Source organism: Rhodococcus sp. 3258 (genome assembly GCF_031456475.1).
Classification (GTDB): Bacteria; Actinomycetota; Actinomycetes; order Mycobacteriales; family Mycobacteriaceae; genus Rhodococcoides; species Rhodococcoides fascians.
In genome coordinates, this window is the sequence record NZ_JAVDUT010000006.1 from 42,408 (window position 1) to 63,992 (window position 21,585).

A 21,585-nucleotide genomic window follows, 5' to 3' on the forward strand; every position below is an offset into this window, starting at 1 on the left:
CCTCCGAGACAGAAATCGTCTTCGAGGGCGACCGGCTGAGTTCATCCTCGAAGTTGTCGAACATTTATGGACCGGATCGCGGGCGAACGTGTGGTGTGCGCCCAGGCGAGATTTGGCGCAGCGGTTGGTTCGTCCCTGGAACGGATGCTTCCGATGCCTCGTCACGGCGGGTAGTGTCCAGGGCACGGTGACCTGACGCCCGCAACGCCTCGTCGTGCGGACTCCCCTATTGCGTCGGGAATGTCATGACAGTGTCGACCCCCCGCTCCATTCGTGTTTTCGTTGCCGCTTGGGTTATCGAGGACGGCTCGTTTCCCAGAGCTTCCGTGGGCGACATCGCAGACGTCGTCCTCGAATACCATTCATCGGATGTTCGCTCGGTCTGCGACGAAAGCGTCACGGCCATAGCAAGACCCGCGTACGGGAGAGCCCCCGTCCAGTATCGAAACGGCCTGCGGTGGCTTCACCTCGTCTACGGCGACGGCTGGAGCAGCAGATGGTGGTCGACAGAATCCACCAACGGTCCGGTCACACTGACCGGGTTGTTCAGCGCCTGCCTCGACGACAGGGGGATCGACGATCCGCCTCATGCCCGCGGACGCATTCTCCGAATGCATCTGGTACACAAGCAAGTCCGACCGACCGACAACGGCTGGGACGGTGTCGACGGCACCGATCGACTCACCGAGACAGACAGAGTGCCGATCTCGATCGATTGGTGGCCGACCCAGGCCACGAAAGCGGGTGACCTCCTCGTATCGGGCATCTTGGTCGAACTCGATCTCGACGACGCACCGATACTGCCGACGCGGTTCGTCGCCGGAGCCGTGACGACCGACGGCGACACCGTCTGGGTGATGCACTCGTCGGACCCGGTCCTACTGCGCGTCGATACCGCCGGATCACCAACAATCACCAGGTACGTGCTGCCACTGACGATCGAGCCCCCGATCGACAGATGGGGTCGACGCGTCCATGCTGTGAATGATGGCTGCTGGATCACCTCCGAGCACGACATTTACCGGTGCATTCTGGATCCGAACGGCGTTCTGAGTATCGACCGGTTGTCCACCGAGGGCGGCGGAATCACCGCAGTCCACAAAGGTCGGCTGTACCTCCTGGGATCGACTCGGTCGTTCATGCGGGGCGACCGTCGACACGGGACCATCCGCACCTACCCCGATTCGCAACGACTGCGGGTGTTGAACGAGACGGACCGGCGCATCGAGCCGGTGGATGGGCCCGCGGACGTCAAAGCCACGCGCGCTGATCGAGCAACCGGAGCCGATGGCAATCGATGGTGCGTCGATGGAACGAACATCCTGCGTCGCATCGACGTCGACGGCTCGACGACAACTGTCGACCTGTCGGACGTAAGCGACACCGGCGTGGTCCGACAGACGACACCGGATGTGTTCACCGACCCCGCCAACGCGGACGTGGTAGGCCCGATCACGGTCGACGTCTCGCGACTTGTCCGGAAAGCGGACTAGAGGCAACAGTGGGGCCGAAGCCAACTGAGGTGAGTGTCCACAATTCGCATCGAGAAGCGGGATCCCGTCAGCGGAGGGAAATAGCGGACGCTCAGCGCACTACAACACTCAGCGCACTGAAACACTCAGCGCACCACGAAGCTCGGCTAACCGCGCAGGCGAGCCGCCGCAGCCTCGATTCGCTCGTCCGTGGCGGTCAGTGCGATGCGGACGTGTTTGCCACCGTTCGGTCCGTAGAACTCTCCCGGTGCGGCGAGGATCCCGCGTTCGGCGAGCCAGTCGACGGTGTCGCGGCATGGCTCGTCGCGCGTGGCCCACAGGTAGAGCCCGGCCTCCGAGTGGTCGACGCGGAATCCGGCTGCCTCGACGGCCCCCTTCAGTACCGTTCGGCGAGCGCGGTATCGCTCTCGCTGGATGTTTTCGTGCTCGTCGTCGGCCAGAGCCGCGGTCATCGCGGCCTGAATGGGGAGCGGCACCATCATGCCTGCGTGCTTGCGAACCTCGAGCAACTCGGCGATCAGGGCCACGTCGCCGGTGACGAAACCGGCGCGGTAGCTGGCCAGATTCGAGGTCTTCGAGAGTGAGTGCACTGCAAGGAGATTGGTGTGATCGCCGTCGCAGACGCGCGGGTCGAGCACCGAGACCGCGTCGGCTTCCCAGGTCAGCCCCAGGTAGCACTCGTCGGAGACGACGATGGCGTCGCGCTCGCGGGCCCACTCGACGACCTTGCGCAGGTGCTCGACTCCGAGCACCTTGCCGGTCGGGTTCGACGGCGAGTTGACGAAGATCAGCGAGGCGCGTTCGGGGCCGAGACGATTCAGTCCGTCTGCACGAAGAATTCGTGCACCGGCGAGCAGCGCACCCACTTCGTATGTGGGATACGCCAATTCGGGGATGACGACAAGATCATCGGCACCCAGACCCAGCAGACTCGGCAACCAGGCGATCATTTCCTTGGTACCGATGGCCGGAAGCACTGCGTCGGTCGAGATACCGGTGATCGAGTAGCGACGTTCGAGCGACGCCACCGCGGCCTCCCGCAGCGCGGCGGTACCGACGGTCGTCGGGTAACCGGGCTCGTCGGCCACCGAGTTCAACGCGACCCGAATCACCTCGGCGACCGAATCGACGGGCGTGCCGACCGACAGATTCACGATGCCGTCCGGGTGCGCCGACGCCTTCTCCTTGGCAGCGGTCAGCGAGTCCCACGGAAAGTCGGGCAGCGTCGCTGCCACCGCTCTGCGTGCCAAGGCGTCAGTTCTCGCCCATGGGAGGCAGAGCCTTGATGAACGGCGGGTCGTAGTCGGTCTTGCCGAGTTTCGCTGCGCCACCCGGAGATCCGAGATCGTCGAAGAAATCGACGTTGGCGCTGACGTATGCACTCCACTGCTCGGGCACGTCGTCTTCGTAGAAGATGGCCTCGACGGGGCACACGGGTTCGCAGGCTCCGCAGTCGACGCATTCGTCGGGGTGGATGTACAGCATTCGGTTACCCTCGTAGATGCAATCCACCGGGCACTCTTCGATGCACGCTTTGTCCAGTACATCTACGCACGGTTCTGCAATCGAGTAGGTCACTGCTGCTCTCCCCTCCTTGTATAGATCGTGGGCGCTCTCGCGCCCTCAGCATCCTAGTATCGCGGTCCGAACCTGGGGCAATCCGACCAGGGTGACCTCACCTGCTCCGGCCTGCTATCGCCGGAGCTGCTTCGCGGGCGGGGCCACCGAAGCCGACGCCGTCTTGTGGGCGGCGAGCCACTTGCGTCCCTGCTTGGCAGCGCGCGACAGTGCGCCCCGCTCACCGAGATATCCGGCGACGCCACCGACGAGCGGGATGGCTCCGAGTACCCGATAGAACCCGCGTGGATGCGGGCGCTTCTCCAACTCGCCTGCCACGTCGCGCAGCACGTTGGCGATCTGCCACATTCCGCGCAGCAGTGCGAACGGTCCGGATTTCGGCGATTCTTCCTTCTTCGCAGGAGCACTGTCGGCCAAGGACGTCAGATCACGCTTGCACAGCACCGACCCGAGCAGCGCCACATGCGTCTCGCGGTCGGTCACTCCGGATTCGCGAGCCACGGCGACGAGCACCATCGCCTGGTTGGCGAACCCGAGCAGATCCTGGATCGGCAGACGGTTGACCAGGATGCCGAAGACGCCGGGGAAGGCCACCGCGACAGTGTTGAGAGCTCCGATGCGATTGACCCACCACTGCGAACGAGCATCGCTGTCGAGCTTCTCCCAGCCGGCGGTGCCCGGGAAGTCGGTGGTGTCGAACGCCTTGGCCAGGAAGTCGATGACGTTGTCGAGGGTCGAATCGTCCGCGGAGGACTCGCGGAACGTCCGTCCCTTCAGTCCGATCGGGTCACGCGTAGCCAGGATGTCGAGCACGGGATGAATGATGGCGACGGCACTGCTCAGTACCGCGGCGACTCGACGGTCGTCCATGTCGGGCAAACTCCGTTTCGGGTAAAGACCTGAAGGTCAGATCAGGCCGGCGACCGACACCGCCGGTGCCGGGCCGTACGTGGTGGTGCGCTGACGAACCGGTCGTCCGATGCCGTCGGCGATCTCGTGCAGTTCCGCGACGGTCTTCTCCGAACCGTTCTGCGAACCCGCCATCCGCGAGATCGTCTCTTCCATCAGGGTCCCGCCCAGATCGTTCGCGCCCCCGTTCAGCATCGCCTGTGTACCCGTGATTCCCAATTTCACCCATGACGTCTGAATGTTGTCGATACGGCCGTGCAGCATGATCCTGGCCAGAGCATGCACCGCGCGGTTGTCCCGATTGGTCGGGCCGGGCCGCGAGGCACCCGCCAGATACAGCGGCGACGACTGGTGCACGAACGGCAGCGGCACGAACTCGGTGAACCCGCCGGTCTTGTCCTGGATCTTCTTGAGTACGTTCAGGTGCCCGACCCAGTGCGAGGGATTGTCGACGTGCCCGTACATCATCGTCGAGCTCGATCGCAGCCCCACCTCGTGCGCGGTGGTGATCACTTCGATCCATTCGGCTGCGGGGAGCTTGCCCTTGGTGAGCACCCACCGCACCTCGTCGTCGAGGATCTCTGCAGCAGTACCCGGAATCGAGTCCAGGCCGGCGGCCCGCAGCTCGGTGAGCCACTCGCGGATCGACTGGCCGCCGCGTGAGGCCCCGTTGACGATCTCCATCGGCGAGAACGCGTGCACGTGCATCGACGGCACTTTCGCCTTGACCGCACGGACCAGATCGGCGTATCCCGTCACCGGCAGTTCGGGGTCGATGCCGCCCTGCATGCACACCTCGGTGGCCCCGACGACGTGCGCTTCCCACGCACGGTCGGCGACTTCGGCGGTGGACAGCGTGAACGCGTCGGCGTCGCCCTTGCGCTGCGCGAACGCGCAGAAACGGCATCCGGTGTAGCAGATGTTGGTGAAGTTGATATTCCGGTTCACCACGTAGGTGACGGTGTCCCCGTTGACCTGCTTACGCAGATCGTCGGCGAGCGCGGCAACGGCGTCCATGCCGGGGCCCTCGGCCGTCGCCAGCGCGAGGTACTGCTCGTCCGACAGACCGGCCGGGTCCTTCTCAGCCGCCGTCAACGCCGACACGAGGTCGCGATCCACCCGCTCCAGCCCGGCGAGATCACGCACCTGCTCACGAATGGAATCCCAGTCGCCGAACGCATTCGCCAGATCCGAGCGCGTCTCGGTGTTGCGGCCCTCGGTGTCGATCTCGGTGTTCAGATCCACCCGTCCCGAGGACTCCCATTCCTCGTCCGGCTCCTGCCACGGCAGACCGGTCGGGTTGACGCCCTCGCGTGCCATCCCGGTCTCCGGGTCGGCCACTGCCCGCACGTGTGCCGAGATTCGCGGGTCGATCCACGGTGCACCGGCCAACACGTACTGCGGCTGCGCGGCAGTACGTTCCACGAGCGTGTAACCGGCGGCCGCCGACAACTCGGCGAGAGTGTCGAGGTTCGGCCAGGGCCGCTCGGGATTGACGTGGTCAGGAGTCAGCGGCGAGACACCGCCCCAATCGTCGACGCCTGCGCCGAGCAACGCGGCGGTCTCCTCCGCTGCGACGAGGTTCGGCGGGGCCTGAATTCGCATCGACGGACCGACCACCATGCGCGTCACCGCGATGGTCGCCAGGAATTCTTCGAGACCGGCGTCGGGCACCGACCGCATCGCGGTATCGGACTTGGCCAGGAAGTTCTGCACGATGATCTCTTGCACATGACCGAAAGACTTGTGCACCTTACGAATTGCCATGATGGACTCGGCCCTGTCCCGCAACGTCTCACCGATACCGACGAGGATGCCCGTCGTGAAGGGAATGTTGAGCCGGCCCGCGTCGGTCAGCGTGCGCAGCCGAACCTCGGGATCCTTGTCGGGACTGCCGTAATGCGCCTGCCCCTTCTCCTCGAACAGCCGACGCGAGGTGGTCTCGAGCATCATGCCCATCGAGGGGGCCACCGGCTTGAGGCGCGAGAGTTCCTGCCATGACATCACTCCGGGATTGAGATGCGGCAGCAGGCCGGTCTCCTCGAGCACCCGGATCGACATCGCGCGCACGTAGTCCAGAGTCGAGTCGTAGCCGCGTGAATCGAGCCACGCCTTGGCCTCGGGCCACCGCTCCTCCGGCCTGTCGCCGAGCGTGAACAGCGCCTCCTTGCAGCCCAACTCGGCACCCTTGCGGGCGACGTCGATTATTTCGTCGGGATCCATGAACATCCCGCGCCCGGCCGCATTGAGCTTGCCCGGCACCGTGACGAACGTGCAGTAGTGGCACTTGTCGCGGCACAACCGAGTGATGGGCACGAACACCTTGCGCGAATACGACACGGTCTTCGGCCGGCCCGCCGACTCCAACCCGGCATCGCGAACCCGGGACGCCGACGTCATCAGATCCACCAGGTCGTCACCGCGAGCGTGCAGCAACACCGTGGCTTCGTCGACGTTGAGCGACACCCCGTCGCGGGCGCGACGCAGGACGCGGCGCATGGCGGAGGCGGCTGGAGCGGTATCAGGCTGCGAAGTCACCAGTCGATCATGCGCCTTCTTGGTACGCACGTGCCACCCGCGGGTGGGCCTGCGGCCCTTGTGCGCGTTTTGCGTACCCGGAAGGGCGCACAACGCGCACGACGGGGCAGCGCTAGGTTTGTACCGTGACAACGATGACAGACCCACAGTGGCAGCCTTCTCCCCGTGCGCGTCTGCTCTGGACCCTGAGCGCCGGACTGCTGTGGCTACCGGTCTTCATCGCTCAGATCGTCTGGTTTTTCGTCGACTCGAACCGGACGTCGTGGCTGCACGTCACCGTCCTCGTCGTATCGGTCGCGCTGACCGCACTGCACCTCGCGATCGTGCCGCAGTGGCGCTACCGGGTGCACCGCTGGGAGATCAGCGATACCGCCGTGTACACCCGCACCGGTTGGCTCAGCCAAGAACGACGCATCGCCCCCATCTCGCGGGTGCAAACCGTCGACACCGAGCGCGGACCACTCGATCGTCTGCTCGGGTTGGCGACGGTCACCGTGACGACGGCATCGTCGGCGGGCGCGGTGAAGATCACCGCACTCGATCAGGCCGTTGCGGACGAGACCGTCACGCGACTGACCGATATCGCCGGCCGCACCGTCGGAGATGCCACATGACCGATCAGGCGGAGTTGCTGGCAGTCGAAGAGGAGCAGCCGTGGTTGCGCCTGGACAAGCGAATGTTGTTGGTGCATCCGGTGAACGAGGGCATCAAGATCCTGCCGGTACTGCTGATCTCGTTCTTCGTCGGCAGTCAGAGCGGTAATCACTACTGGAGTCTGGGCATCCTCGCGGTCGTCGTCGTGTTCGCGATTGCGCGCTGGTTCACCACCAGCTACCGGATCGGGCCGGTGCACGTACAACTGCGCACCGGCGTACTGCAGAAGAAAGTACTGTCCATTCCGCGCAACAGGATTCGGTCGGTCGACGTGGAAGCGAATGTACTGCACCGGGTGCTCGGCCTGTCCATTCTCCGCATCGGGACCGGACAGCAGGCGGGCAAAGGCGAGGCTTTCGAGCTCAACGCCCTCGACACGTCACTGGTGCCGGAGCTTCGCGGCGAACTGCTGCAGCGAGTGTCGGGCCGAACAACGCCGAGCGACGGAATGCCCGTTGCCGCAGCCGATCCCGGGGTCGAGATTGCACACTGGCAATTCTCGTGGGTGCGGTTCGCGCCGTTCTCCATCACCGGCATCGTCACCATCGCCGCGGCAGTGGGCGTGCTGTTCCAGTACGGCATCGGACAAACGTTGGCGGAGACGTCGGTGGTCTCGAACAGCGTCGAATCGGCGCAACGGTTCGGCATCGCCCTGTTCGTCGTCCTCGCACTGATTGTGCTCCTCGTGGTGTCCAGCATCTTCGCCTGCGTTCGATACCTGATCACCTACGGCAACCTGACCGTCACCGACCAGGGTCGCACGTTGCACGTCAGCCACGGGCTGCTCCGCACCCGTCAGTCGACCCTCGACCGCAAGAGACTGCGCGGCACTTCTCTGTCGCAACCACTACTACTGAGGTCGGTCGGCGGGGCGCGACTCGACGCCATCATGACCGGAGTGAGCGCTGAGAAGAAGGAATCTTCGCTACTGCTCCCCCAGGCTCCGCAGGCCGAGGCCCTGCGCATGATGACCACGGTGCTCGGCGACGCAGGCATGCACGGCAATGCCGACCGCCCGCTGCTGCGGCACGGCTCCGCCGCGCGCCGACGCCGCTACACCCGAGCTGCCGTACCGGTGCTGGTTCTCGCCGCGGGCATGGCGATCGCCACATATCTCGGAGCACCCGTTCCGATCCTCGCGTGGATCGCCGTGGCCGTGCTGTTCGTGGCCGCCGTCGGACTCGCTCACGACCGCTACCGCGGCCTCGGGCACGCCGTCCTGCCCGGCTGGCTGATCACCCAGCACGGATCGCTCGACCGCACCCGGCACAGCCTCGAAGCCGGCGGCATCATCGGTTGGACGGTGCGGCAGACGTTCTTCCAACGTCGCGCCGGCGTGGCCACCGTCGTGGCAGCGACACCGGCGGGCGTCGGGCACTACGAGGTGGTCGACATACCCATCGAGAACGCGTGGACCATGATCGACGCCGTCACACCGGGTGCCGGAGACATCTGGCTTCGACGCAGCACGTGAAGACGTAGCACGTGAAAACGTAGCCGATAAGGAAGGAGCCGATGAAGAAGGAGCGCCCGCAGACCATCGCGCAGCTCGACCTGGCGGTGTCGCAGTGTCGCGCCTGCCCACGGCTGGTGCGGTGGCGCGAACAGGTCGCTGCCGAGAAGCGCGCCGCGTTCGCCAACGAAACGTATTGGGGGCGAGCCGTTCCCAGTTTCGGCCCGGCCGATGCGTCGATGTTGATCGTCGGGCTCGCCCCGGCCGCCCACGGCGGCAATCGCACCGGACGGATGTTCACCGGGGACCGCAGCGGAGACGTGCTGTACCGAGCCATGCATGCCGTCGGGCTCGCCAGCCAACCGACCGCGACGCACATCGGCGACGGGCTGACGCTCAACGGAGTTCGTATTGCAGCCCCCGTGCACTGCGCTCCGCCGCAGAACAAGCCGACTCCCGCCGAGCGCGATCGGTGTCGCCCCTGGCTCGACGACGAATTGCGCTTGCTGCGTCCGCGACTGAAGTCGATTCTCGTGCTCGGGGCGTTCGGTTGGCAGTCGCTGCTACCGATTCTCGCCGCGAACGGGTGGGAAATACCCAGGCCTGCACCGAAATTCGGTCACGGCGCGCAGCTCGATCTGGGCTCGATCACCGTGTTCGCCAGCTACCACGTAAGTCAGCGAAACACGTTCACCGGACTGCTGACTCCGACGATGATCGAGGACGTGCTCCGGAATGCGGGTCGGCACGCACGCTTGCTGTGATGGCTTTCATTCGGAACATGAACAGCAGCACACCGGCCGGCCCGGCACCGGCCACGATGAGCAGCATCGTGCGCCAGTCGGCCAGCAGCAGAACATCGTTGCCGGGGCCGCCGAACATGCACAGCACTACTGCGACGAACCATCCGAGCAGCGGCGACGCCACCCAGATCGGCCGTTCGGCGACCTTACGCGCGGCCAGAACCAGAGCGACGTTCGCGATGCCCCCGAGCAACGCGCTGATGGGAAACTGCACCGACCCCACGTAGGTCGGGAGAAAGAAGACCGACAGGATTCCGGACAGGAAGCCGTCGAACACCAGTACTGCGACCGTCGCCCACGACACCAGGGCGACAGTATTGGATGCGGCCTTCGAGATCATGCGCCCAATACTGCCTTGGCCCGGGTCGTTTCAGTGCACCGCATTCGAAAACCGGGCATCGCATTCGAAAAACCGGGCACCGGCACTCAGGAAACCGGCGGATAGCCCAGCGAGGTGAGCAAGTTGCTCGCACCCATGGCGATCTGACCCAGAACGTACTGGTACAGATCTGCCTGTGCGCCGAACTGCGGCTTGAGAGAATCGACGAACGCGACGATTGCGTCCTGCACTACCCAGTTGTACATGTGTGTTCCGCCCCTGTTGTCATGAGATCAGTGATTCGGAACACAGCCTAGTACGCCCGCGAACAAGTCGTTCTCCCTGCCCGCCCCGTCGGAGCCGAGCACGCCCCGCACGAGTACGTACTGCTCGTCGAGCAGGATCGGCTGAACGATGTCGTTGGAGAGTGCGTACTCGGCACCCGAGGGCGCAACCGTCACCTGAGTTGCGTGCGCACGCAACGCGTCGGTCTTCGCGTCGAGCACACCGCGGACATCGATGCTGGTGGTGATCATGTCCTCGGCCACACTCGGCAACTCGCCGTCGAGGGGCATGCGCCACCCCTCGGGGATATCGGCGATCGCCCGGAGTCCCGCGTCCAGTTGATCGCGGCCGGTGACGGTCCAGTAGAACTTCGCCACCTCCCACGGAGCTCCGGCCGCGGGATGGGCGTCCGTTCCACAGACCTCGACCGCCTCGGTCACCAGGGAGTGGACCTGCTGATGATCGGGGTGTCCGTAGCCACCCTCGGGGTCGTAACCGACGACGACCTGAGGCCTGAGTTCGCGGATCACCGACACGAGCGCCCCGAGCGCCTCCTGCCGGTCTGCGTTGACGAATGCGCGCGGTTTGAGAGCAGCCGGGGTTCCGGCCATTCCAGAATCTCGCCAGCGGCCGGCACCACCGAGGAAGCGGGGCGGGTTGCAGCCCAACGCCGCGAGTGCGCGATGTAGCTCCAGAATTCGGTAGCCACCGAGCTGATCGGCTCGGTCGACCACGAGATCGGCCCACGTATCGCCGATCACTTCACCCTCTTCACCGAGCGAGCACGTGAGCACGGTGACGTCCACGCCCGCGCGCACGTAATGGGCGATGGTCCCGCCGGTGGTGATGCTCTCGTCGTCCGGGTGCGCATGGACCAGCAGCAACCGCTGCGGCTGCGTCATCGCTTGTTCTGTCACAACCTGCTCTGTCACAACCTGTTCCGTCATGCCTCGTCGCTCGCTACTCGCTGTGTCATCGTTTGTCTCGGTCTCTGGGTCGGGCAGCCGTTCATTGCTCGCCGCGTCGCACGCCGAGCATTCGCGCCACATCCGGTAACGACTGCGCTGTCACATCGGCAGGCACGAAATGGTCGGGATAGGGACGGTTCTCGCGATCGAGCCACGCCGTCGACAGGCCTGCCCGGTGCGCACCGTCGATATCCCAGGGGTGCACGGCCACCAGCATCGCGTCGCCGGGTTCGACACCGCACTGCTCCAACGCGTAGCGGTAGGCATCGGCGTGCGGCTTCCACCGTCCGGCGTCCTCGACCGACAGCAGCAACTCGAAAGCACTCCGCACGCCGGCTCGTTCGAGCAGAGACTGCGCGAGCGACGCGGACCCGTTACTGAGGGTGATCATCCGAATACCAAGCGCTGCAAGCGCATTCACTCCGGCGACCACATCGGGATGCACCTCGAGCTCGGCGAAACCGGCCATGATGTGGTCCACTGCATCGTCCAACCGGCGATCGATCGCGGCATCGGACAGCAACGCCTCGAGCACACCGGAACCGACCTCGGCGAACGGCCGAGCGGTACCTGCGACCGCGAGCGCGAACCCGTCCCGCAGCACTCCTGCGAACCACGTCGGGAACAGGTGCTCGGGCGCTCCGACGTCAGCGAATCGCGCCGCCATGGGAGCCATGTCGGACAGGGTCTCGTTCACGTCGAAGATGATCACCCGAGGCAAGCGCACGGTGTTCACCGGACCGTCCGGATCCACTTCGCGGCATCGGCGAAGATGCCGACCTCCACCGGCCCGGTCAACGAGACGCCGGTGATACCCGGCACCGCAGCCACCACGGACTGGTCCTGCATGATCGGCAGCGTCGACGCCAGAGACCACAGCTTGGGCTCGATCTCCTCGGCAATGATCGTCGCGTCGACGCCGGTTATCAGGGCGCGGTCGATCGTCGGCTGCAATTCCGGAACACACAGACCGGACAGATTGCGCGGGGCGTCCACGCTGCCGCTGCTCCCCGGAGCCGGCTCGACAACACAGCCGAAGCGCGAGGCCAGGGCCGTTGCCGGGTCCACGCCCGCACTGGTCCACCCGACCACGGCGTCGACGCCGCCGTCGGTCAGCGCCGTCGAGTACAACTCGTCCGCGGGCAGCGGAGTGACGGTCGCGTCGATACCCGCACTGACGAGCTCGTCCGCGGCGGTGCCGGCCACGGCCAGTGCGATGTCGTCGTTCTCGACGGCACCGATGACGAATCGCAGCGCGGTACCGCCGGCGTCTGCGAGTCGGGGCACTCCGGGAGCCGGCGCGCTCGTGGTCGGCGCGCTGGTGGTCGGCGGCGCAGCAGAGGTCGTGGATGCGCTCGCGCTCGGCGTCGAGGTCACGATCGCGTCGGGTGTCGGAACGAAGCCGGCGCGGCGAAGCAGGTCGAGGGCCGCGGTTCTGCCGATCGGGGCGGGTGCGGTCGCGGTGTAACCGGGGTCCGACGGCGACGACAACTGCGCTGCGGCTCGGCGATCCGTCGCCCCTCCTCCGGCCCCGACCGTGGCCAGCAGGTTCGGGTCCAGCAGACCCATGATCCCCTGCCGCACAAGCGACTCCGACATGTTCGGTGCCCGGCCGTTCACGGTCATCGACAACACTCGCGACTGGTGGATCGTGTCGGTGCGGACCCCGGGAATTGCCGACAGTTGAGCGCGCGTCGCAGACCCACCCCGAACCTGTGCGATCTGCGCATCACTCGACCGCAACGAATCGGCCAACTGTGCGGGGGTGCCTCCGCGCCGAATCAGGATCTGGTCGGGCGATGCGGGTTGGTCCCAGAAGCGATCGTTGCGTTCCAGCAGAATCTCGTCCCGGCCCTGGTCGACGGTCTTGATGTTGAACCGTGAACCGGAGACCGGCACGTTGTCGGTGAGGCCACCCTCGAAGCCGCCGGGCGAATCCTTGAGCAGGTGGGAGGGCACGAGGTCGGCGAACAATCGCTGCCACGCCGGATACGGCGACTCGAGGGTGACGTCGACGGTCTTGCCGCCGCCCGAAGAGGCAACATCGCTGATCAGTGCGTAGCCGGCCGGATCGACGACGCCCGGCTGCGTGATCATCTGCTGCCAGAGGTACCGAAAGTCCTCGGCCGCGATCGGTGCGCTGTCGGACCACTGGGCCTCGTTGCGTAGCTGGTACCGGATGGTGAACGGAGACTGAGACGTCACTTCGGCGGAGATCAACAGCGACAGGTCCGGCTCCCACGTGGTCACGCCGGTGTCGGGGTTCAGGGTGGGGCGGAACGGGCTGGGCAGCACGAGCGAACTGACCGCGGCGGTGGCGGGCGACTGGTCGGCCAGCAGGTGTGGGTTGAACCCGATGCCCACGTCGTCGATCGCCACGACTACGGGGTCGCCGGTCTTCGACGGCACGGTCGTCGTGGTGACCGGAGTTTCGACGCTCTCGATCGGTGGCGGTGGATCCGCGGTGCATGCGGTGAGTACCAGGGCAGTGGCGGAGGCCAGAACCACCGGCATCAGTACGTTACGCAACGAGGATCTCCTTCGTGATCGGCTACAGGTACGGCAGAAGCGACGTCCCACGATGGTGACACGTCGCTTCTGCCGTACAGGATCTGTCTTACAGAGCAGCCTTGTCGCGCGTCTTGCTGCGCGAACGCTCACGGGCGCGCTCGTTGGAATCGAGGTGCACCTTGCGGACGCGGACGACCTCCGGGGTCACCTCGACGCACTCGTCGCCTGCACAGAACTCCATGGCCATTTCCAGGTCCAGCTTCTTCGGCTTGGCCAGGGTCTCCATGACGTCGGCGGAGGACTGACGCATGTTGGTCAGCTTCTTCTCGCGAGTGACGTTGATGTCGAGGTCTTCCTGACGCGGGTTGATGCCCACGACCATGCCCTCGTACGTGTCTGCGCCCGGCTCGACGAAGAACGTGCCGCGGTCGGCCAGCTGGATCATCGCGAACGGGGTCACGGTGCCGTGACGGTCCGAGACGAGCGAGCCGGTGTGGCGGGCGCGGATCTCGCCGGCCCACGGCGCGTAACCGTGGAAGACGGCGTTGGCGATGCCGGTGCCGCGAGTGTCCGTGAGGAACTCGGTGCGGAAACCGATCAGGCCACGCGAGGGAACGATGAATTCCATGCGAACCCAGCCTGCGCCGTGGTTCGTCATCTGGACCATCTTGCCCTTGCGTGCGGCGAGCAGCTGAGTCACTGCACCGAGGTATTCCTCCGGTGTGTCGACCATCAGCTCTTCGAAGGGCTCGTGCAGCTTGCCGTCGACCTGCTGGGTGACCACCTGGGGCTTGCCGACGGTGAGCTCGAAGCCTTCACGACGCATCTGCTCGACGAGGATGGCGAGCGCGAGCTCTCCACGACCTTGGACCTCCCAGGCATCGGGGCGACCGATGTCGAGGACCTTGAGCGAGACGTTACCGATGAGCTCCTGGTCGAGGCGGCTCTTGACCATGCGCGAGGTGAGCTTGTGGCCGCTGACGCGTCCGACGAGCGGGCTCGTGTTGGTGCCGATGGTGACCGAGATGGCCGGCTGGTCGACGGTGATGCGAGGCAGCGCGACCGGGTTCTCCAGATCGGCGAGGGTGTCGCCGATCATGATGTCCGGGAAGCCCGCGACGGCGACGATGTCTCCTGCGACACCCTTCTCGCCGGGAACGCGCTCGACGCCGATGGTGTTGAGCAGCTCGGTGATCTTTGCCTTCTGGACGACGGGCTCGCCGTCGACCTCACGCATCCAGCTGACGGTCTGGCCCTTGGAGAGCTGGCCGTTGTGGATACGAACCAGGGCGAGGCGGCCGAGGAAGGCCGACGCGTCGAGGTTGGTGACGTGTGCCTGCAGCGGCGCGTCGACGTTGCCCTTGGGCGCGGGGACGTAGCTGAGCAGAACCTCGAACAGCTCGTCGAGGTTCTCGGCGTCGGGAGCGTGTCCGTTCTGGGGCTGGACCTTCGAGGCCTTGCCCTCACGGCCGGAGGCGTAGAGAACGGGGAGGTCGAGGGCGAGCTCGGCTGCCTCGGACGCTTCGTCGTCGAGATCGGACGCGAGGTCGAGCAGCAGATCGTGGCTCTCCGAGACGACCTCTTCGATACGCGCGTCGGGACGGTCGGTCTTGTTGACGACCAGGATCACCGGCAACGACGCGGCGAGCGCCTTGCGCAGCACGAAACGGGTCTGCGGCAGCGGGCCCTCGGAAGCGTCGACGAGGAGCACGACGCCGTCGACCATGGACAGGCCGCGCTCGACCTCTCCGCCGAAGTCGGCGTGGCCGGGGGTGTCGATCACGTTGATGACGGTGATGGTGCCGTCGGCATTGCGCTTGTGAACGGCCGTGTTCTTGGCCAGGATCGTGATGCCTTTTTCTTTTTCGAGGTCACCCGAGTCCATGACGCGGTCGATCGCTTCGGCACGTTCCTCGAACGCGCCGGACTGCCGAAGCATGGCGTCGACCAGGGTGGTCTTGCCATGGTCGACGTGTGCAACGATGGCGACGTTGCGAAAAGTAGTGGTGCTGTCGATGTTGTCTGCACTGCTTGGGGCGCTCACGCGAAAAATTCTCCTGGAGTCGAATGCGGGCTCTTGTTCGCTAGCGGGCTTATGTCGCTAGAGAAGCGCGCTGCACCGCGAGGTTCTCGCGACTGATCGAGTTTACCCGTAGTCCGGCAGTGCCCCGCGCCACCCTCAGGTCTGTGACCTGCGCCACCCATTAGTCTTGGTGCCCATGGGCAAGATAAAGGCCGCAGATGTCTCGGGGATGAAGCCCAAGAAAAAATGCTGCCGCAAGAAAGTTCGTTGCATCAAATGCCCCGTCGTGATCATGCGAATGAAGAAGTTGGAATCCGCGGGCGCGACCAAGAAAGACCTCAAGAAAGGTCTGAAGACCGCTCGGGCGAAGTGAGCAGAATTTCCTGTAGGTCCGGCAGCCAGAGTCGGTCCGCATCAACCAGATCCACCGTCGGCAGCGTCGCGGCATCGACCCACCGTAGAGCCGAATGCTCCAGCGGCGCAGGGGTTCCCGAGACGATCGAGGCTCGGTAGGCCCGCAACACCATGCCACCGGAAAGCTCGACGTCTCCACTGAGCGCGGCACCGATCGAACACTCGACCCCCAGTTCCTCGCGCAGTTCGCGAGCCAGTGCGGCGTCCTCGGACTCCCCCGGCTCGACCTTGCCGCCGGGCAGCTCCCACCGACCGGCCAACTCCGGCGGACGAGTTCGTTGCGCGAGCAGCAGACGACCGTCGTCGATCAACGCGGCCGCGACAACCACAGCGGTAGGGGTACCGGACATGCCACCATCTTTCTATGACCGAATTGCTGACCGACCGCGATATCGAGGACGCACAGCTCACCCACTGGACGGTGACGGAGAAATCTCTGACCCGCACCGTCGAGCTGACGTCGTTTCCCGCCGCGATCGAGGTGGTGAACCGCGTGGCCGACGCCGCGGAGGCGGCGGACCATCACCCCGACATCGACATCAGGTGGCGGACGCTCACGTTCACGCTGTCCACGCACAGCGCCGGCGGTCTCACGCAGAAGGACGTGGATCTGGCGCGTCGGATCGATGCACTGATCGCGCCTTCCTGACACGTCCTGCGTAGACGACCCAGCCGAGGAACAGAGCCGATCCGATCACGTCGACGGCACCGGCCCAGGCCTCGAGGCCGGGACGGGGAATGGTCCAGATCGATTCCTGGAAGAAGCTCAGCAACCAGGGCACCCCCACCGTGACCGTCACCAGCCAGTAGCCGGCGACGATCTTGGCTCCGGCGATATCGCGCAACGGCCCGTGCAGCAGCCAGATCACAATCGGAATCACCCAGATCCAGTGGTGCGACCACGAGATAGGCGACACCAACAGGCCCAGGAGTTGGACGATGACCAGGGTTCCCAGGTGGTCGCGGCGATCGAGTGCTCGCCATGCCAGCACAGCGAGGACCACGGCGATCACTGCGGCGGCGATCCACAGCGGTCCCTGGCCGACGTCCTCGCCCACGATCCGGCTCAGAGCTCCGCGCAGAGACTGATTCCAGACCGAGCCGACGGGTCCGATGCGGTCGGCATCGCCGAGCAACGTGGTGAAGTACGTGGCCGCCTGACGCCCCAAGACCGCGTAGCTGACCGCGACACTGAGCGCGAATGCCACCGCCGAGAATGCTGCAGCTTTCCACCGCCGAGTGGCGAGGAAGTACAGGCCCGTGATGGCCGGGGTCAGCTTGATGCCCGCGGCGAAGCCCACGAGTCCGCCCGCCACCCACCAGCGCGAGCTGCGTACTGCGAGTAGCGCGAGCAGCACCAGGAACACGTTGACCTGGCCGTAATCGAGGGTGGTGCGTACGGGTTCTGACCACAGCCCCAGCGCGGTCCACAGCATGGCGATTCTCACCCAGTGGTTCTCGGCGGCCCGGTCGTCGCCGAGAACGATCGACAGGGCGAGCCGGACCACTGCGAACAGCGCGATCATCGTCGCGGCCTGCCAGACGACGCCGACCACCGTGAACGGCAGATAGTGCAGCGGGAAGAACACCAGGGCGGCGAACGGTGGGTACGTGAACGGCAGTGGGAAGTCCGGGGTCTGCACCGAGTACGTGTAGTCGTACAGGTTGTCGCCGAGCAGCGCAGCGGAGCCTTCGACGTAGACGTGCAGGTCGACGAGGTTCATACCGTTGGGGGTGACGAACGCCCAGACGAATCGGCTGATCACCGAAACTGCCAGCAGAACGGGGGCCAGCCGAACAAGTCGGTTCACGGTGCGTGTGGTTCCGTTCGGTATCGATGCCGTTTATCGACAGCCGAGCTTATAGGGCGATCGATACCCACCCTAACCGTGCCGATCCGCTCGTAACATTTACATCACCTTTCACACTGGTCACTCGTGTAACACGCTATTGTTCGATTCTGCGGAGAATTCGCAGCGCGTGGCCCATAGAATCCTCGATAGAGTTCAGCCGGGGAGGACTGGACCTACTACGGCTGTACATCCGGGATCGCTCTACATAGAGTGACCCCTCGGGCACCGGCTGTCGCCGTGGACCTGCGTCATGATCAGAATGGGGAATATCACCGTGCTTCGTACTCGCGGAACGCGTCGCGTCGTCACAGCTCTGGCTGTGGCCGCAGCCGCCGCACTCGTTGTGCCGACCAGCGCATCCGCTCAGCCTCTGGTGCCCATGGCTCCGGCAGATCTGCCGGCTGCTCCGGCCGATCCCGCAGCGCTGATCGCCCAGTTCCTGCCCGCTCCCGGTGAACCCCTGCCCAACCTCTCCGACATCGAGGCACTCGCGTCCTTCGCGCCTGCCATCGTCGGTGCAGCTGCAGGACCGGCCGATGTGGGTGCCGCTCCCGCAGCAGATCTCCTCGGCCAGGCTCGCGCCCTTCTCGAAACCGCGCAGCTTCCGGACCAGGTCAAGTCGCTGCTGGAATCGGTCATCACCTTCCTGGACGGATCCGGCGGCGGCGGGCCCGAACTGCCCGCCGACGGCCCCGTCATCGCACAGTTCCTGTACCCGACCCTGGGCAAGGGCTGCATCTCCGACACCGCAGATTCCGTCGGAACCGCCTTGGCCGTTCCCGGACCGGCCACGTTGCCGCCCCCCGGACCGGCTGCAGGCCAGGCCGGTTTCGTGTTCACCGCCCTCGGCACCGCGCCTCTCGCCGCGCAGCAGTCTGCTCCGCTCACCGTGACGTGGCTCAACATCGACAACCGCCGATCGGGAACCCAGGACTTGACCGGCGCAGCCAAGATCAACGCCGACGGCCCCGCGACGTTGTCGGCAATCGCCGACACCGGCCCCGGTCGCGTGCTGTCCGTGGTGTCCGGATCGATCACCACTCAGTCCAAGGAAGACGCCGCAGCGCCGCCGCGCAGCTGCAACTTCCTGCCGACGATCGGCACGGTCTACGTTCCGTAGCTCACGAGACCACAGCAATTCGCCCCCGGCTTCCTCGAAGCCGGGGGCGAATTGTTTTCGTGCTTATTGGCCGGAGAAAAGACCACCGAATTACACGGATGGTATTCAGACGATGTCGGCACCGGATTTCGACCACTGGCCGTAATCGGACTTCAAGACATTGTTGATATCCACTTTCACTCCACCCACCGTGTCCTTGTCGATACGAATCTGGTGAATGTGCGCTTCGGGATGTACGAACCCCTTCGGGGTCCCCCAATTGTGCTGCCAATACCACTGGCCCAGTCCTGCGACGGACGCCAATTCGATGGTCGGAGAATTTGCGTAGATACCGGTGTTCTCCGCTCCGATCACCGACTGCCAGCCCAAGATGTACGGCGCGATGAGGGTGGCGAACTCGACGGCTGTCGGGTTGTCGTCGATCGATGCGTAGATCGGCCGATCGGACGGGCCACCGGCCGCCAGATGGAGCTCGAGTCCACGTTTCGCATGCTTGACGCCCGCAACGTACCCGCCTCGCCAATCCGCGGTGGCACCCTTACCGAACTGGTAGTTCGAGACCACCTCCAGGCCGGCATCGGTGAGGGACTGCGCCTCCGACGCGGTCATCGGCTTGCCGACCATCCAGGTCGCGTCGGGACGCCGATCCGACACGTAGCGGACAGCTCCGAGATGGCCTGCGCTCTTGATGGCCGACGCCGACGGCACGCCTCCCGCGTAGTCGACGAGCGTTCCCAGCCCCGCGTCGGCATGAGCGGTGGCCGAACCCCACGCAGCCAGGCCGACGGCGGCTGCGGAGCCGGCCGCGGCGTACTTGAACAGTTCACGTCGCGAAACCTGCACAAAATCTCCCATGCCGTTCGATTGCCACGGCGCGCCTACGTAACGAAACGCGCCGTCACTGCTACTTTTCGATGTTTTGTCGTATCCCATCACAAACACATGTGCACCGCCAGCCCCACTGCTCACACCCCACCCGCGTGGCTCGTCGTTCACACATGCAACTCGAGCACCGCGCCCGCAGTCATGAATAGGGTGGGGAGGACGAAGCACGAACGACGCGTGAAGGAGTGGTTGGATATGGGCGTAACACTCGCCAAGGGCGGAAATGTCTCGCTGACGAAGGAAGCACCGAACTTGACCGCGGTCACCGTCGGTCTGGGCTGGGACGTTCGCTCCACCACCGGCGGAGACTTCGACCTCGACGCGAGCGCGATCGGCCTCGGTACCGACAAGAAGGCGCTCAGTGACAACTACTTCGTCTTCTACAACAACCTGCGCTCCCCCGACGGCGCGATCGAGCACACCGGAGACAACCGCACCGGCGAGGGCGAAGGAGACGACGAGAGCATCGACGTGGACCTTGCAGCACTGACACCCGAGGTGGATTCCATTGCATTTCCGGTATCGATTCACAACGCGGACGCGCTGGGGCAGAACTTCGGTCAGGTCGTCAACGCCTTCATTCGTGTGGTCGACAAGTCCGACGGCCGCGAACTCGCGCGCTTCGATCTGAGCGAGGACGCGTCGACCGAGACTGCGATGGTCTTCGGCGAGTTGTACCGCCGCGGTGCCGAATGGAAGTTTCGCGCAATCGGTCAGGGCTACGCGTCCGGCCTGGAGGGCATCGTGCGCGATTTCGGCATCGACGTCGGCTGACGCAGGGTGCGCGAGTCCGTCTCGATTGCACAACGGTCTACAGCTGAGCTTGTGACGCCAAGATGATGTGTGGTGATATCAGCGCACACGCAACATCAGCCACATAAGTCACAGGAGTCACACATGTCTCGTCGCCTCAGCCGTCTGGCGGGCGCGCTCGCGCTCTCCTGCGCGGCATTGCTCGCCGTTCCCGCCACTGCGGCAGCGGATCCGGCTCCCGCCGATCCGCTCGCCCGGGCGATCGCCGCATTGCAGGGGCAAGACGGTGCTTCGCTCGCCGCAGCGAATGCCATCGCCGACTCACGCACCCCGGTCGCCGAGAACACCTCCGCAGACCCCTTCGCGGCCCTCGACGCGGCCAACAAGGCTCTCACCGACTTCGGCATCACGCCGTTCTTCTACCCGACCGCTGCGATCAACTGCGCCGCCACACCGGGCGCGCCGCTCGGAATCGTGCCGGGCGTCGCCGGTGGTGCCGGCGGACCGTGGCCGCAACTGAAGGCACCCGCCATCCCCACAATCCCAGGTGTGCCGTCCTTGCAGATTCCCGATCTCAATGCCGTCGACAAGGGCGAGACGATGTTCGCATTCGTTCCGGCCGGCATCGTCAACGACTCGGCCGACAAGTCCGGCATGCAGGTGGCGTGGTTCAACGTCAACACCCTGCAGGGCGGCTTCGCCGACTTCGGCGGCCTGGTCACCACCATGGCCCAGTCGATCCTCGACAACTCCGGAATTCCGGCGGAGTTCAAGGACTTGGCCCGGCCCCTCGTGGTCAACGCACTCAATGCGTTGCCCGCTGCCGGTGCGCGCGCTGTCCCCGTGCAGACCGGATCGGGAACCGTTCTGGCCGCGGTGTTCGGCACCGTGAACCACAAGGCAGTCGACGGCTCGGACAAGAGTTGCTTCTTCTTCCCGACGGTCGGCCTGGTGAACGTCGCCTGACTCAGGTCCAATCGAACGATCGAAAAGCCGTGTAGCTCTGCGCTGCACGGCTTTTCGCTG

Annotated in this window: 21 protein-coding genes; 8 read left to right on the plus strand and 13 right to left on the minus strand. The window is 65.2% G+C overall.

All coding sequences use genetic code 11. The features are described from left to right. The first annotated feature begins 326 nt into the window (after positions 1 to 326). The gene (locus J2X62_RS18840; protein ID WP_310182550.1) at positions 327 to 1,493 is read left to right on the plus strand and encodes a hypothetical protein; all 1,167 of its coding nucleotides are present in this window, start codon (positions 327 to 329) and stop codon (positions 1,491 to 1,493) included. A gap of 146 nt (positions 1,494 to 1,639) precedes the next feature. On the opposite strand, the gene dapC is transcribed toward J2X62_RS18840, so the two are convergent. The 4 genes from dapC to J2X62_RS18860 all read right to left on the minus strand — a co-directional run bounded on the left by dapC (position 1,640) and on the right by J2X62_RS18860 (position 6,518). Then, positions 1,640 to 2,743, minus strand: coding sequence for a succinyldiaminopimelate transaminase (gene dapC, locus J2X62_RS18845; protein WP_032365360.1), 1,104 nt, complete (start codon positions 2,741 to 2,743; stop codon positions 1,640 to 1,642). A gap of 4 nt (positions 2,744 to 2,747) precedes the next feature. Beyond that, positions 2,748 to 3,071 (minus strand): ferredoxin, encoded by a 324-nt coding sequence (gene fdxA / locus J2X62_RS18850; protein ID WP_027498080.1) that lies wholly within the window; start codon positions 3,069 to 3,071, stop codon positions 2,748 to 2,750. A 114-nt stretch (positions 3,072 to 3,185) separates the two neighbouring features. Then, complete coding sequence (locus J2X62_RS18855; protein ID WP_032365359.1) at positions 3,186 to 3,941, minus strand: hypothetical protein; 756 nt, start codon at positions 3,939 to 3,941, stop codon at positions 3,186 to 3,188. Between the two features lie 36 nt (positions 3,942 to 3,977). After that, complete coding sequence (locus J2X62_RS18860) at positions 3,978 to 6,518, minus strand: bifunctional FO biosynthesis protein CofGH (protein ID WP_268987816.1); 2,541 nt, start codon at positions 6,516 to 6,518, stop codon at positions 3,978 to 3,980. 134 nt (positions 6,519 to 6,652) lie between these two features. Between J2X62_RS18860 and J2X62_RS18865 the strand changes: the two genes are divergently transcribed. Genes J2X62_RS18865 through J2X62_RS18875 form a run of 3 tightly spaced genes read left to right on the plus strand, consistent with a single transcriptional unit; the run spans position 6,653 to position 9,389 of the window. Further along, positions 6,653 to 7,132: a PH domain-containing protein gene (locus J2X62_RS18865; RefSeq protein WP_032365358.1), complete on the plus strand. Its 480-nt coding sequence runs from the start codon at positions 6,653 to 6,655 to the stop codon at positions 7,130 to 7,132. Next, positions 7,129 to 8,646, plus strand: coding sequence for a PH domain-containing protein (locus J2X62_RS18870; RefSeq protein WP_310182556.1), 1,518 nt, complete (start codon positions 7,129 to 7,131; stop codon positions 8,644 to 8,646). The genes J2X62_RS18865 and J2X62_RS18870 overlap by 4 nt, the downstream gene beginning before the upstream one ends. 41 nt (positions 8,647 to 8,687) lie before the next feature. Continuing rightward, positions 8,688 to 9,389, plus strand: coding sequence for a uracil-DNA glycosylase (locus tag J2X62_RS18875; protein WP_032365356.1), 702 nt, complete (start codon positions 8,688 to 8,690; stop codon positions 9,387 to 9,389). Here J2X62_RS18875 and J2X62_RS18880 read toward each other — a convergent pair. The 7 genes from J2X62_RS18880 to J2X62_RS18910 form a co-directional block, all read right to left on the minus strand. Then, positions 9,316 to 9,768 carry a hypothetical protein gene (locus J2X62_RS18880; RefSeq protein WP_027498086.1) on the minus strand — a complete coding sequence of 151 codons (453 nt, stop codon included), beginning with the start codon at positions 9,766 to 9,768 and terminating at the stop codon, positions 9,316 to 9,318. The two genes, J2X62_RS18875 and J2X62_RS18880, sit on opposite strands and share 74 nt — an antisense overlap. A gap of 86 nt (positions 9,769 to 9,854) precedes the next feature. Continuing rightward, positions 9,855 to 10,013: a hypothetical protein gene (locus tag J2X62_RS18885; RefSeq protein WP_008714214.1), complete on the minus strand. Its 159-nt coding sequence runs from the start codon at positions 10,011 to 10,013 to the stop codon at positions 9,855 to 9,857. Between the two features lie 27 nt (positions 10,014 to 10,040). After that, the gene (mshB, locus tag J2X62_RS18890) at positions 10,041 to 10,934 is read right to left on the minus strand and encodes an N-acetyl-1-D-myo-inositol-2-amino-2-deoxy-alpha-D-glucopyranoside deacetylase (RefSeq protein WP_032381415.1); all 894 of its coding nucleotides are present in this window, start codon (positions 10,932 to 10,934) and stop codon (positions 10,041 to 10,043) included. A 106-nt stretch (positions 10,935 to 11,040) separates the two neighbouring features. Further along, complete coding sequence (locus tag J2X62_RS18895; protein WP_057472945.1) at positions 11,041 to 11,736, minus strand: haloacid dehalogenase type II; 696 nt, start codon at positions 11,734 to 11,736, stop codon at positions 11,041 to 11,043. Next, positions 11,733 to 13,514 carry an ABC transporter family substrate-binding protein gene (locus J2X62_RS18900; protein ID WP_310182779.1) on the minus strand — a complete coding sequence of 594 codons (1,782 nt, stop codon included), beginning with the start codon at positions 13,512 to 13,514 and terminating at the stop codon, positions 11,733 to 11,735. The genes J2X62_RS18895 and J2X62_RS18900 overlap by 4 nt, the downstream gene beginning before the upstream one ends. A gap of 103 nt (positions 13,515 to 13,617) precedes the next feature. Continuing rightward, a complete protein-coding gene (typA, locus tag J2X62_RS18905; protein WP_032365354.1) occupies positions 13,618 to 15,555 on the minus strand; it encodes a translational GTPase TypA in 1,938 nt (645 codons plus the stop codon). Positions 15,556 to 15,872: 317 nt separating this feature from the next. Next, positions 15,873 to 16,298 (minus strand): (deoxy)nucleoside triphosphate pyrophosphohydrolase, encoded by a 426-nt coding sequence (locus J2X62_RS18910; RefSeq protein WP_032381364.1) that lies wholly within the window; start codon positions 16,296 to 16,298, stop codon positions 15,873 to 15,875. Positions 16,299 to 16,312: 14 nt separating this feature from the next. On the opposite strand from J2X62_RS18910, the gene J2X62_RS18915 reads away from it, so the two are divergent. Further along, positions 16,313 to 16,597, plus strand: coding sequence for a 4a-hydroxytetrahydrobiopterin dehydratase (locus tag J2X62_RS18915; protein ID WP_310182564.1), 285 nt, complete (start codon positions 16,313 to 16,315; stop codon positions 16,595 to 16,597). Here J2X62_RS18915 and J2X62_RS18920 read toward each other — a convergent pair. Continuing rightward, positions 16,539 to 17,759, minus strand: a complete 1,221-nt coding sequence (locus J2X62_RS18920) for a mannosyltransferase (RefSeq protein WP_310182565.1) — start codon at positions 17,757 to 17,759, stop codon at positions 16,539 to 16,541. The genes J2X62_RS18915 and J2X62_RS18920 overlap by 59 nt on opposite strands. 301 nt (positions 17,760 to 18,060) lie before the next feature. On the opposite strand from J2X62_RS18920, the gene J2X62_RS18925 reads away from it, so the two are divergent. Then, positions 18,061 to 18,921, plus strand: a complete 861-nt coding sequence (locus J2X62_RS18925; RefSeq protein WP_048317156.1) for a hypothetical protein — start codon at positions 18,061 to 18,063, stop codon at positions 18,919 to 18,921. A 105-nt stretch (positions 18,922 to 19,026) separates the two neighbouring features. Here the strand turns inward: J2X62_RS18925 and J2X62_RS18930 are convergent, their stop codons facing one another. Then, positions 19,027 to 19,776, minus strand: a complete 750-nt coding sequence (locus J2X62_RS18930) for a DUF1906 domain-containing protein (RefSeq protein WP_057472831.1) — start codon at positions 19,774 to 19,776, stop codon at positions 19,027 to 19,029. A 225-nt stretch (positions 19,777 to 20,001) separates the two neighbouring features. Between J2X62_RS18930 and J2X62_RS18935 the strand changes: the two genes are divergently transcribed. Further along, positions 20,002 to 20,580: a TerD family protein gene (locus J2X62_RS18935; protein ID WP_032390340.1), complete on the plus strand. Its 579-nt coding sequence runs from the start codon at positions 20,002 to 20,004 to the stop codon at positions 20,578 to 20,580. 123 nt (positions 20,581 to 20,703) lie between these two features. Beyond that, a complete protein-coding gene (locus tag J2X62_RS18940) occupies positions 20,704 to 21,525 on the plus strand; it encodes a hypothetical protein (RefSeq protein WP_032369660.1) in 822 nt (273 codons plus the stop codon). The last annotated feature ends 60 nt before the right edge of the window (positions 21,526 to 21,585 follow it).